7 protein-coding genes are annotated in these 14,112 nt (G+C 54.4%); all 7 read left to right on the top strand.

Going from position 1 to position 14,112, the window contains the following annotated elements; all coding sequences use genetic code 11:
- Positions 1–72 precede the first annotated feature (72 nt).
- The 7 genes from U9S71_RS10380 (at position 73) to U9S71_RS10410 (ending at position 14,109) form a co-directional block, all read left to right on the top strand.
- Positions 73–1,851 carry an N-acetylmuramoyl-L-alanine amidase gene (locus U9S71_RS10380; RefSeq protein ID WP_326327295.1) on the top strand — a complete coding sequence of 593 codons (1,779 nt, stop codon included), beginning with the start codon at positions 73–75 and terminating at the stop codon, positions 1,849–1,851.
- Between the two features lie 186 nt (positions 1,852–2,037).
- On the top strand, positions 2,038–3,072 hold the full coding sequence (locus U9S71_RS10385; RefSeq protein WP_326327296.1) for a hypothetical protein: 1,035 nt from the start codon (positions 2,038–2,040) through the stop codon (positions 3,070–3,072).
- 8 nt (positions 3,073–3,080) lie between these two features.
- Entirely contained in the window at positions 3,081–4,448 is a 1,368-nt protein-coding gene (locus U9S71_RS10390; protein ID WP_326327297.1) for an NYN domain-containing protein, read from the top strand.
- Between the two features lie 179 nt (positions 4,449–4,627).
- A complete protein-coding gene (locus U9S71_RS10395) occupies positions 4,628–6,175 on the top strand; it encodes a glycoside hydrolase family 10-like protein (RefSeq protein ID WP_326327299.1) in 1,548 nt (515 codons plus the stop codon).
- A 21-nt stretch (positions 6,176–6,196) separates the two neighbouring features.
- The gene (locus U9S71_RS10400) at positions 6,197–8,308 is read left to right on the top strand and encodes a S9 family peptidase (protein ID WP_326327301.1); all 2,112 of its coding nucleotides are present in this window, start codon (positions 6,197–6,199) and stop codon (positions 8,306–8,308) included.
- A gap of 17 nt (positions 8,309–8,325) precedes the next feature.
- Positions 8,326–10,731, top strand: a complete 2,406-nt coding sequence (locus U9S71_RS10405; RefSeq protein WP_326327302.1) for a serine hydrolase — start codon at positions 8,326–8,328, stop codon at positions 10,729–10,731.
- Between the two features lie 210 nt (positions 10,732–10,941).
- Positions 10,942–14,109 carry a SusC/RagA family TonB-linked outer membrane protein gene (locus tag U9S71_RS10410; protein ID WP_326327303.1) on the top strand — a complete coding sequence of 1,056 codons (3,168 nt, stop codon included), beginning with the start codon at positions 10,942–10,944 and terminating at the stop codon, positions 14,107–14,109.
- Positions 14,110–14,112 lie beyond the last annotated feature (3 nt).

Genomic DNA, 14,112 nt, shown 5'->3' on the forward strand with positions numbered 1-14,112 from the left:
GCAAGTTTAGGGAAAAAGTTTGGTCTATTTTTCTTATCCTTGCTTTACTAAAAGGTAGGCCGGTTAAATATAATGGAAAAATATACGAATGAAAATAAGTGGAAATCGTACCTCGTGCGGCTATGTGCAGGCGTCTTGGTTTTGGTCAGCATCGGTCTGTTTAATGTGCACGGCCAGCAGAAGGCCCGACTTGAAATAACATCGCCGGCAAGAGACAACAGCATCGTAACTGACACACCGGCCTATTTCCGCGGCTTTGCCGACCCTTCGGGTACGCTGTTCCTCAACGGCATTGAGGTACCCGTTTACAGCACGGGCGTTTTCGCGGCACCATTGCCGTTGCAGGAAGGAACCAATGAATTGCAAGTATGGCACGTGATGGGTGCCGATACGTTGCGTCGGCCTATCGTGGTTGTGTTTGAGAAACCGGCCCCGCCACACCCCACTGCCGGTTTCGCCATCGAGCACGCCCGGATATTGCCTGGGGGCGATCTATGGTTGCAACCCGGCGATCTGTTGCAGGTGGAGATGAAGGCAACACCGGGAATGGAGGCTACGTTTTACAACGGGACTCCCCTTTTTGAAGTCGATACCGCTGAAACCGGCGTAGCCGGAATCTACCGGGGTGAATACATTCTCCAATCGTCAGACCATCTGACCAGTGCGCCGGTTTCATTTTCCCTGCACGATAAGACGAGCGGGAAGACCGTGGCGGTAAAGAGCGACCAACGCCTCACCGTATTGAATCAGTCGCACGTGCTTACCGGGCGCACTACCGGCGAAGCCCCACTCTATTACGGACTGGGTTCCGACCGGCTGGGCGGGGCCAAGATGGGCTACCTGGATAGCTTGGTGAAGCTGGAAGTAACCGGACGGATGAATGACATGTACCGGGTGCGGCTTTCGGGACAGGCGCAGGCTTACATTCCCTTGAATAGCGTGCGTTTGCAGGAGGGGGTAAATTTCAGGCCCTATTCGCTGACGGGAAGCTGGTCGGTCACGACAGATAGCGTGTACGACTTCGTGCGGATCGGCTTAGCAGAGCGGCTTCCTTATACCCACGTGGTGCGGCAGCATCCCACGCGTATTGTCGTGGATATTTACGGGGCGGTGTCAAACAGCAATTGGATGACTCAAAAAGAAGGGCTCGTAGCGATTGAGAACGTGTGGTATGAGCAGGTAAGCAAAGACGTGTTTCGGGTATTCATCGAGCTGAAGGAGGAACAGCTTTGGGGCTACCAGGTGGGTTATGAAGATAACCGGTTGGTGGTCCGGGTAAAACCGCAGCCGGATACGCTCGACCTTCGCGGACTTACCGTTGCCGTGGATGCCGGTCACGGAGGCAGCAACAGTGGCGCAGCAGGTATGACGGGTGTAGTGGAGAAAGATTTAAATCTAGCGATGGCGTTGAAGCTGAAGGCTGCACTGGAGGCGGCGGGGAGTAACGTGCTCATGACGCGCACGCGCGACCAGTCGGTCAGGAACAGCTACCGCCTGCAGCGGTTCCGGCAATCGGAAGCCGACCTGTTGATTAGTATACACTGTAACTCGTCGCGCAACCCGTTGGTGCAGGGCGTGTCTACCTACTACCGTCACCACGCGTACCGCCCGCTGTCGACGCATATCCTGTCGGAGATGCGGAAGCTTGGGTTGGCCGATTTCGGCAATGTAGGCGGATTTAACTTCACGTTGAATGCGCCTACGGAATTACCCACGGTGTTGGTGGAGGTGGGTTTCCTTTCCAATCCGGCCGATGAAGAACGGTTGTTGGACCCGGCGTTCCACGATGAGGTGGCGGGGCGTATTGTGGAAGGTGTACGGGGGTTTTTTAAGGGCGTAGGTGGTGGGTGAGGAATTAAAATAGCATTACGCAAAAATACAAATAATTATACAAATGCAACGATATTAAAACTGTCCCTGATTACCTTCCAAAACAGGGTTTTTTATCAAGCTAAATGCTGCTTGATTTGATAAATTTGGGTGAAATCGAAGAGTTTTTCTTAAGTTTACGCACACCGAGTAACCAAAAGGCTACATATGGAAATACCGATACCCGTAGAAAAACCTGTAGAATTTATCTTTTATAACCTCAATAGTCAGATTTCGCACGACATTTCGGCCACGATTATCGGGGCCGGGCTTTTTTTGGGTGACAAAGTAGTCGTTGCCGGTGATATGCATCTCATCGTTGTCTCCGACGTTGAACTGAATATCACGAAGCCCAAGAGTCAATTGGCCTATATGCGGGTTATTTACGAAGGCATGGGGCAAGCCAAGGCTGTCCAAACAATCGATCAATTAACCCATATGCTTGATCGGGCTATGAAAGATAAGCACCCCTCTGCCCAGCTGCTTGTATTGCGGACCAAAGCCCTGCGCGCGATTGCCAAACAGTTTGACGATTTCCGACAATGGATGACCAAAGGGTTTTCCGCTATTCGGATTGGCCAGCTCAAAAAACTGAATACGGACACCGATGCACCCATGGAGATGGTTCCCATGGCATTGGATATCCCCGAATCGATCGATGGCGGGAAATATGGTCGGGTTAGCGATGTTATGATGTGTCCTGCCGACTCGTCGCTTCCTACCCGCGATATACTCATGTTGCCCGGAGACTGTGCTGAATTAATGGAATCGCCTGATTTCCGCTCCATTGGGGTCATCGAGTTACCCGAACCTTCACCGCTTACTGTCGAAGAAATTCGGTTGGTGCGCAAGCAAACCCGTGAGATCCGTGCCGATTTCATTGCTGCGGTATCTTCCATTCCAAACATTCCCTCGTCGGCGCGTCCGGCGCCCCCAGATCAATATGCGGCGCGCTTGCAGGAGTTGGGTGAAGCGTTGCAGCAAAACCGGACGCTGCAAACCCTATCCAAGGCCACAGATGCCCCTCCCATACAGGTCACGCTGGCGGTGGCACCGTTGCAAATCATTTGGCAATACTACCGCCGTATCGGGTTAGTGCCCGACGAAACATGGGCATTGCTGCAGCAATGTGTTGAAGAAAGCAACGCATTGGTCGCAGCGGTACCTGTAATAATAATAAAACCGGCTACCGATTTATCTTGATCATTTCCATGGCAAAAACATCCACCTTTCGCTATTTCTCCATCCATGAGCCATCCGGCGGGCTTCAAGTGCTATTTGATGACCTCATTGAGTTCCTCCGGTTTGCCGAGTTGCAGCACGGCAAGAACATCATGGTATATACCAACAAAGCAGGTCGCCACTTCATGCTCATCCACGAGGGGGTGTGCTACAGTGTTGCTGCCGGTGACTATAAAACGTTAGAAGATTACACGGATGCCCGACAAGCCGGGTATCCTGATGCCCCAAGCTATTACGAAGGCGCGGCTTGGGCGTGCACAACGTATGCCGACTACCAATTGCTCAAAGCTACGGGTGTGAATGACCCGGAGATTATCCGCCAGATGAACGAAAAAGGATATGTGCAGGGCTTTGAACAGTTCAAGGAGTTGCCTGGCGGCCCGACCGCCATCCAAACTCCCCACGAACTTTTCCTTGCTGGCGAAAAGGGAGACTACGCAGATTTCGAAGCGTTCTTCATCGGATACAAGCAAGGCTTTGACGATGCCCATGAGTATGACGCCGCCAAAAGCAAGGGATACGAAAACTATACCGATTATACCGCCGGCCATGATGGCGGATTCCTCCATGCGGATGAATACCATGCGGCAAAAAAAGCGAGCCTATCGGACCGCCAGGGGTACCAACAGTATCAAAGTCTCCTGCATGACGAGGCCGCGCCTAGCCATGACGAGCAGTTACTTCGTTCGCTGTTGGCCACTTTCGAGCCCGGCAAAAGACTATCGATCAACAAGATCATCGGTTTTCTGGCCAAAAAGAAAGAAGCATACCTCCCTACTAACGAGGTTATGTTACCCGGTTGGTTCCGTGAGTCGCTTACCTCCAAAGAAGCCATTGAACAGTACTTTGCCGACAACCGCGATATCGCTGCGTTCGGATCTTATGATCCCGACGGAGAGTTTTTCGAGGTTAACCAGCTCAACGAACGGCAGGTGGTCATCGATGGCGCTAATGTCGCCCACGGTTCCGACAATCATGCCAATCGTAGACCAACCCTGCAAAACCTGTTACTTATTACCCAGCGCTTACGTGAATTGGGCTTTGAGCAAATGGTCATCATCGTGGATGCCTCGTTGAAACACCGGATGACGGACGGCAAAGACAAGAAAAAAATGGGTGAACTGAAGAAACTTGCCGACTACCGCGAAGCGCCTGCCAATATACCGGCCGATGTATTTCTGATCGATTACGTCCGCAATCACCAGTGCAAGGTGGTCACCAACGACCTATTCCGCGAATGGAAACTCAAGGACGCTTGGGTGTCGTTGAATATTGACCATTACCGGCTATCCTTTATGATTGACGGTAAGGCGGCGATGATTCACGGATTGGATTGATGTCCCACGACCGATTTTGATACCGCAAGAGCTGAGGTGAGCGTCTTTCGGATTCAATGCACTGACCATAATGTCTGTTTCGTTGTTGTTTTTTAAAGAACATGCAAAAACATGCATAATTTAAAAAAATAGTTCCTACCATTGTATGTCCAATTGAGTATAGACCTTAAAATTGACGTATGGGTTTCTTTACGGCGAATAAAAACAGCGCGAAACAAAGGTGGTTCTTCGCTTTGGTATTACTTCCTTTTGGTGTTGGGCTCATCGGTTCCTATGCGGTAGGGCAACCCCATATACCCGCGGATTCATCGGCCCGCAACGCACCTCCACCGGCTATGCGCGAATTCCGGGCGGCTTGGGTGGCTACCGTTGCCAACATCAACTGGCCGAGCAAACCCGGCCTGAGCACCGCCGATCAGCAGGCAGAGGCCCTTGTGCTCCTCGATTTCCTCAAAGACCACCACTTCAATACCGTTATTTTCCAGGTACGGCCACAAGCCGACGCGCTATACGATAGTGCGCTCGAACCTTGGTCGTATTACCTCACCGGTGCACAGGGTACGCCGCCCGACCCCTATTACGATCCACTGGCCTTTTGGGTAGACGAAGCGCACAAACGCGGACTAGAACTGCACGTGTGGCTCAACCCGTACCGCGCCCATCACATAGCGGCGGGTAGGGTAGAGTCGTCATCGATGGTTAACCGGATGCCCGAGTCGGTGGTGAAGCTGAAGGAAGGCTACTGGTGGTTCGACCCGGCAAAGAAAGCCACGCAAGACCACTCGGCAGCGGTGGTGATGGACATCGTGAAGCGCTATGATATTGATGGTGTGCATTTCGATGATTACTTTTATCCGTATGAATCGTACAATGGCGGTGTGGATTTCCCCGATGATGATTCGTGGGCAGCCTACCAACAGGCCGGCGGTAAGCTTTCGCGCGGCGACTGGCGTCGGAGCCAGGTGAACCAATTTATTGAGCGGGTGTACCGTGAAATCAAAGCTACTAAGAAGCACGTGAAGTTCGGATTGAGTCCCTTCGGCATCTGGCGGCCCGGCCACCCGGCCGGTATCGCGGGCATGGACCAGTACGACAAGCTTTACGCCGATGCCAAGCTGTGGTTGAACAAGGGCTGGATAGACTACTTCACGCCGCAACTGTATTGGCCGATATCCCAGATACCGCAAAGCTTCCCCGTGTTGCTGGGCTGGTGGCAGCAGGAAAATACGCTGGGTCGCCACCTTTGGCCGGGCATGAGCGTGGGGCGGGGCGACGGCGAGGCGGGCCTGAAAGAGGTGACCAACCAGATCATGATTACGCGTGGCATGGTTCCGGCCAGCAAGGGCGCCGTGCACTGGAGCATCTCGTCGCTCACGCGCAACCCGATATTGGCACAGGGGCTGCTTGACGGGCCCTATAAGAAAGACGCACTGGTACCCGCCAGCCCGTGGCTGGGCAATGAGGCGCCCGATGCGCCCACGGTTAGTCAAGAGAAGCGGGGAAGTGAAGTGGCCGTAAGCTGGTCGCACGCCGACCCCGACGATGTGTTCAAGTGGGTGGTGTACTACCGCTACCGCGAAGATTGGGAATACACCGTCCTGCCGCATGATGCACAGGAACTGAAGTTGGCTGGCTACACTGCCGATGGCAAAACCGCGTTGGCGGATGTTAAAGTGACGGCGGTAGACCGGCTTGGCAATGAAAGTGAGGCGACAGACATTAGATAATAGACAACAGACGTTAGACGTATGAAGAAATTAACTTATTGGTTGTTGAGTTTGGCCTGGGTGTTGGTAGGGCACTCCATTTCCGCCCAGCAGCTTACCATGGAGACGGTTACATCGTACCCCTTTCCCTCCGAATTAGCCACGTCGGCGCAAGGCAACCGGATGGCCGTGGCCATCAACGAACAAGGGCGGCGCAATCTCTACGTGGCTGAAGGGCCTGATTTTACGCTACGCAAACTCACCCATTATGACCACGACCTGGGCGATGAGATCACCAGTGTGCAGCTTTCGGCCGATGGGCAATGGGTGGTTTATGTGAAGGGCGGCGACCATGGTGGTAGCAACGCCAGCACGCCGCGTAACCCGGCTTCGCTTCCTGTAGCCACGAAAGTGCAGGTGTGGAGTGTGCCTTTCGCGGGTGGTGATCCCGTTTTATTGACAGACGGCGACTCGCCGGTTGTTTCACCCGCCGGTGATCGGGTCGCGTTCATTCGCCAGGGACAGGTATGGGTAAGTGCCATTGACGGTTCGGCCAAAGCCGAGCAACTGTTCTATGCGCGGGGTTCCAATGGCTCCCTGCAATGGTCGCCCGATGGCACCGCGCTGGCCTTTGTGTCGTCGCGGGGCAGCCATTCATTGATTGGCATATTCCGGGACGCGCAAACGCCGATCCAGTGGATTGCCCCAGCATTCGCGAGGGACGGTTCACCACGATGGTCGCCCGATGGAAAACGAATCGCCTTCGTCCGGCGCGATGCGTGGGGCGGAGCACCGGATTCTCTCCTCAACCCGGTCATTAATCCATGGGCGATATGGACGGCCAACGTAGAAGACGGCACGGCAGCTCCCCTATGGCATGCGCCCCGCACACCGCAGGGTGCCGTGCCCACCACCAATGGGGGCACCAACCTGCATTGGGTAGGGAATGACCGTATCGCCTTCGTCTCGTACCACGACAGTTGGCCCCATTTATACTCCATATCCGATACGGGTGGGGAAGCGCTTTTGCTCACTCCCGGCGATTTCATGGTGGAGCACGTAAAGCCTTCACCCGATAGGAAGTGGCTGCTGGCTAGCGCCAATACCGGTCCGGACAGCGACGATATAGACCGCCGCCATCTCATTGCCGTGCCGGTGGATAAGACCGATATGCGCATCATCTCCCCTGGGGAGGGGATCGAAACTTTTCCCCATATCACGGGAGATGGTAGCCATCTGGTGTTCCTGAGTGCCACCGCGACGCGGCCTAACGTGCCAGCGGTACTGTCCTGGCCTGGCGCTAAGGGCGATATCCGCCCGCTGGGCGACCACCTCATCCCCGCAGCGCTGAAAAATGCACCGCTGGTAACCCCCAGCCGCGTGGAGTTCAAAGCTGCCGATGGTGTGACGGTTTACGGCCAGCTTTTTGAACCCGAAGGCAGTGCGGCAAAGAAGCCCGCCATCGTTTTCATCCATGGCGGTCCGCAACGGCAGATGCTGCTGGGCTGGCACTATGGCGACTATTATTCAAATACCTATGCCCTGAACCAATACCTCGTGAGCCGCGGGTTTGTCGTATTATCGGTCAATTACCGACTGGGCATCGGTTACGGTTTCGATTTCCATAAGCCGCTCTTCGCTGGCCGGTATGGTGCCGCCGAGTATCAAGACATCAAGGCTGCGGGCGAATGGCTGGCTGCGCAGCCGCAGGTTGATGCCAGCCGCATCGGCGTATATGGTGGATCATATGGCGGGTATCTTACCGCACTCGCGCTGGGCAAGGATTCCGATCTGTTTGCGGCCGGGGTGGATATCCACGGTGTGCACAACTATATCGGCCGCATCCCCCCGGTGAGTGCTGAGCCTGCCCCCGACGCCGATAAAGCCATCGAATTGGCCAAAACCTCGTCGCCCGTATCCTATGTAGACACCTGGCGATCGCCGGTATTGCTTATCCATGGCGACGACGATGCCAATGTCGACTTCGAACAAACGATCGACCTGCTGAATCGCTTGAAGCGTAAGGGCGTGCCGCATGAAACACTTATGATTCCCGACGATACCCATCACTGGATGCTGTATAAGCACCAAGTACAGGTAGACCGGGCGGTAGCGGAGTTTTTGGAAAGGCATTTATTAGACAACAGACACTAGATAATAGACACCATACCATGAAGTATACGCTTTTTTCCGTGGTTTTCGGGGTTTTACTAGGGGCTTCAGCGCTTGCCCAGCCTGCGGGCGTGCCGCCCGATTTGGATGCCTATGTGGAGCGCATACTCCGCGAGTTTGACGTCCCGGGGTTGGGACTGGGCATCGTTAAGGATGGGGAGGTGGTGCTGGCCAAAGGCTATGGCATCAAACGCCTGGGGTATCCAGACAAGATCGACGAGAATACCCTGTTTAGTATCGCCTCCAACAGCAAGGCATTCACGGCCACGGCCCTGGGCATGCTGGTGGAAGAAGGCAAGCTGAAGTGGGAGGACCGCGTAACGAAGTATCTGCCATGGTTTGCACTTTCCGATAGTTATGTGACCCATCACCTCACCGTGCGCGACCTACTGGTGCACCACAGCGGCCTCCCGGCCTACGTGAACGACATGCTCCTATTCCCGCCCGCCAATCTTACCCGTAAGAAACTGCTCCTCAAGTTGAAAGATGTGCCCCTGGCCTACGATTTCCGTTCGGTATATGCTTATGATAATATCCTTTACCTCGCCGCGGGCGAAGTGGTGGAAGCCGTTTCGGGCATGAGCTGGGAAGACTTCGTTAAGCAGCGTATATTCGATAAGGTGGGAATGGTTCACAGCATCAGCCGGTTTTCCGAACTGCGGCAACAGCCCAATGTAGCCTATTCCCATGCCCGCCGCGGTGGGAAGGTAAAAGTTATCGAACAATTTTTCGACTCCAACATCGGCGATCCGGGCAATCCCGCTGGCGGCATCGCCGCCTCGGCCGCAGACATGGCCAACTGGCTGGTTACCCAGCTCGACTCCGGGCGGACCCCCGAAAAAGGACGGTTGTTCGGCCCCCAAACCACGAAGGAACTCTGGAAGGTGGTGCGTCCCATGCCCATCAGCAAGGAGCCTGCATGGCTCAAACCCGCGCAGAAGCATTTTTATGGCTATGCACTCGGCTTCCGCACCTACGATTACCGCGGTGAGCAGGTCGTGGGCCATGGCGGTGCGCTCACGGGGTTCGTATCACAGATTGCCATGCTGCCGGAACAAGGGCTGGGCGTAGTGGTGCTCACCAATCAATCGGTATCCAGTGCCTATTGGGCCCTCATCCACCACATTTTGGATCACTACCTCGGTGCGGAGCCGTTCGACTGGCTGGCGGGCTATAAGAAAGGGGTAGACCGCTCGCTGGCGCGGCAAGATTCCGTCCGCAGGGCCGAGGAGCCCGTGGTTGCCGATGCCACGATGAAACCGGCTTTGCCGCTCGAGGCATACGTAGGGGTCTATCACGACGACTTCATCGGCCGCATCGTGGTGGGCCATCAGGGAGATACCGCCTTACGGCTGGATTTCGTCCGTTCGCCGCAATACAGCGGCACACTTTTGCCCTTCCATGGCGACCTGTTCCGTCTCGTAACCGACAATCCCGAGCGGGATGGTGATGCGTACCTGACCTTTTTGCTCAATGCCGATAAGTCCATCCGCGAAGGACGGTTCGTCGCCGAACGGTCGACCGACCGGACCTCCCTGTCGCGCATCGTGCTACGGCCGGACAAAGATGCTATCCTCGATACCACGGCGCTGCGGAAGCGCATCCACAAGGAGCTGGATAAATACCCCGAAGGGCGCTTTGCCTATGCGTTTATGGACGTGGAAAGCGGCCAGCAGGTGCTTTTCCACGGAAACGAATCATTCCACGCGGCCAGCACCATGAAAACGCCGGTGATGATCGAAGCGTTCAAGCAAGCCAAACAGGGCAAGTTCGCCCTTACGGATTCCATCACCGTTTACAACACGTTCAGGAGCATCGTGGACAAGAGCCGATATGCGCTGTCGCCCGAGAGTGATAGCGAGCAGGCGTTATACGCCGAAGTGGGCGATAACGTCAGCTGGAACGACCTGCTTTATCGGATGATCACCGAAAGCAGCAATCTGGCCACCAACATCGTCATCGACCAGGTAGGGGCTAAGAACGTGATGAAGACGATGAAAAGCATCGGTGCGAACGACATCCGCGTGTTGCGCGGCGTGGAAGACATCAAGGCTTATGAAAAAGGCCTCAATAACACCACTACGGCATATGACCTCATGCTTATCTTCGAGCAGCTGGCCACCGGTGGCGTGGTCAGCGACGATGCCTGCAAGCAGATGTTAGCAATTTTGATGGACCAGCACCACCGGGGCATCATCCCCGCTAAACTGCCCGACGACGTAAAAGTAGCCAATAAAACGGGATCGATCACCCACATCCTGCACGATTCGGGCATCGTTTACCTCCCCGATGGCCGCCGGTATGTGCTGGTGCTGCTGTCCGGCGGGCTGGAAGAAGGAAAGGCGAAAGCAGCCCTCTCCTCGGTGTCTAAATTATTTTATGACTATATGGACGGGAAACGATAATCCCTCCATGCATCTTTATGCTCGGGTAAACCGCTTTTAGCGCGATTGGAGGGGGGTGTTGGCGGGTTGTTGCATTTTTGTGAAAAAAATAATAACACATTTGCATAAACATGCTTTTTTTTGTAACCTTGTGTTGCGAAAAGCGACCAATTGTATGGACCATTGAGTTCACCGATTATCAAACTTAATAACACGAATATGATGATTCGAATGCAACTAAAACAGTTAAGTGGCATCCTGCTGGCCCTGCTGTGGTTCTTGCCGGCAAGTTATGCCCAGCAGGGTACGGTAAGCGGCCTTGTTGAAGACCAGCAGGGGCAACCGCTCGAGGGGGTCACCGTGACCGTGCGAAACCTGGGTCGGCAGACCGTAACGGACAACAACGGGAATTACAGCATTGCGGCAACCTCGCCGCATACGCTGGTATTCTCGCTTGTGGGCATGGAATCTCAAGAAGTGGCCGTCGGCAACCGGTCAACCATCAACATTACGTTGGTTCCATCATCAGAAACCCTGGGTGAAGTAGCCGTGACCGCCTTCGGTATCAAACGGGAGGAACGGTCGCTGGGTTATACGGCCCAGTCGGTCACGGCCGAGGAACTAACCGTCAATAAACAGCCTAACATGGTGAACGCGTTGCAGGGAAAAATCGCCGGTGTCCAGATCCGAAATACGGGTGGCGCACCCGGCCAAGGAGCAAAGATCCAGATTCGGGGGGTCAATTCGTTGGACCCGAGTCGGGGGAACTCCCCGTTGTTTGTCATCGACGGGGTGATTATGGATAATAGTACGTCTACGCAGTTTTCTTCGGCTGCTGGGCGCGGCATGAGTAACCGGGCGGTAGATATCAATCCCGACGATATCGAGTCGATGAACATCCTGCGCGGTGGGGCGGCAACGGCACTGTATGGCCTGCGTGGCTCAAACGGCGTGGTGGTTATCACCACCAAACACGGGAAGGTTGGGGACATCCGCATCAATTACCAGGGCTCGGTAGGCATTGATGAGGTGAATAAATTTCCGCAGATGCAGGATGTCTATACCCAAGGCTGGGGAGGCGTGTATGATACCGATTCTTTTTGGCCCGCCTACGGGCCTACGGTGGAGGAAGCCCGTGAAATCGATCCCACCCATCCGGCCAAGCTATACAATTACCTGGAAGACGCCTTTGATACGGGTCATCAATATAAAAACACGTTAAGCATATCGGGCGGGTCCGAACGCCTCACTTACTATTCGTCCCTGTCGCAATTCAAGCAACAGGGCATCATGCCGTTTACAGACTTCAAGAACCTGCAAGCACGGCTGAATACCCAGGTGAAAGCCAGTGAAAAGTTCAGTATAACGACCAATATGAGCATCAACAACAGTGGTGGCAACCGAGGCAATGCAGGGCTGTATAATGAGCAGTTGGCTTATTGGGTGCCGCGGTATGATGTGCGGCACTACCAAAAGGAAGATGGCACGTTATATATGGCCTTCCCGGGCCTTTCCGAAAACCCGATTTACGTAGCCAAGACCAATCGGTTTGAAGACGATGTGCTGCGTTTCATCGGCAATACCACGCTCAATTACCATCCGTATGAGTGGCTGGGTCTTACCTATACACTCGGCGTAGACGCTTACCGCGACAACAGGCAGGGAACGGCCCCTGGCTTTCAGGGATTGGAAGGCGAGATACTGGTAGGCGCGAACGGTGCCGATGTGGATGGCGCGGGCGGACTTGGATTCTACAACGTGTATGATACCAAATACCGCACCTTCAACAGTACGTTTATGGTCAACCTCTCCCATCAGCTGTCGTCAGACTTCCACGGCTCGTTGCGGTTGGGTAACGAAATCTTCGATCGGAAAATCTATCGCTCGGCTACCGAAGGCTGGGACCTCACCATCTGGAACTGGTACCATATGAGCAATGTGAATGAGCTGAGGACGGATACCTACCGGGAGGATTACCGGCTCATGGGTACATTTGCCGATGCGACGCTAAGCTTCAGGGAATACCTTTATCTGAATGCGACCCTCCGAAACGATATGACCTCGTCGCTGCTCGCACCGAACAATTCATTCTTTTACCCGTCGGCAAGCCTCAGCTACGTGATGTCTGACCACCTGTCGCTGCCTGCCGTGATGGATTATACCCGGTTGCGCTTTTCGTATGCACAGATCGGTAAGGATGCATTGCCCTATGCCACCAGCTTGGGCTATACGGGCTATGATTTGCTGCCCACCGGCCTTACAGGATTTACTCGGGACGCGTTGCTCGGCAATCCGGATCTACGGCCCGAATTCACCAACACCTTCGAGGCCGGCCTGGTTATGCATTTCTTTGGCAACCGGCTTCGCTTCGATGGTAACTTCTACCACTCCATTTCCAAGGATCAGATCATGCAGGCGCCCATATCAACCACTACGGGATATGTTATCGCCTCCCTCAATGTGGGTGATATCCGCAATACGGGTATAGAGCTGACACTCGGTGGTACGCCGGTGAAAAACCAGCACTTCACATGGGATACCGAACTGAACCTGTCGGCCAACCGGAATAAGGTGCTGTCGCTCAATGAAGATCTTGGCGGCGAGTTGGTGGTCGCTTCGGAATTCGGCTACCTGAGCTCTAATGTGGAAATGCGCGTTATCCCCGGGCAGCCCTACGGGGTGTTGTACGGCCGTACCTACCAACGGTATTACACGCCGGAAGAGATCGAGGCGGATGTGGACGAATCGCTGAAGTTAGACGAAGACCGGCCGCTGCTTATCGGCGATAATGGATTCCCGATGCTGAGCTCCGTTTCCGATGCGAAGCAACTGGGGAGTGTGTTTCCGAAACTCATCGGCGGGTGGTACAATAACTTCCAGTATAAAGACCTGTCTGTTTCTGTATTGATCGATGGTCAATTCGGTCAGAAATATTATAACCAGATGGATAATTTCTTGGCGGCCTTCGGTATGGCCGACTACACGCTGAACCGCAATGACCATATGGTTTTCGAAGGGGTACTGGCCGACGGTTCGCCCAACACCCAGCAAGTGTGGCTAGGGCAGGGTGAGGATGCGGTAACGGGCAGGGACTACGGCAATGGGTATTACCGTAACTATTACCGCGGCAACTCCGAATATTTCGTGCAGAATGCCAGTTGGGTGAAGTTGCGGTCGGTATCGCTCAATTATAGCCTGCCAGCCAAGTGGTTCGGCACTCGGTTCATCAGGAACGCCTCCGTTGGCTTGACCGGGAATAACCTATTGGTGTTTACCGATTACAACGGATACGACCCCGAGAACTCAACGAGCAGCAGTGGCTCCAGTGCAGAAGGGTTCGCGGGGATGACTTACCCGGCGTTGCGGAGTTACTTGTTTACACTGAATGTTGGATTTTAATCG

It is taken from the genome of Parapedobacter flavus, from assembly GCF_035818675.1.
Lineage (GTDB): Bacteria > Bacteroidota > Bacteroidia > Sphingobacteriales > Sphingobacteriaceae > Parapedobacter > Parapedobacter flavus.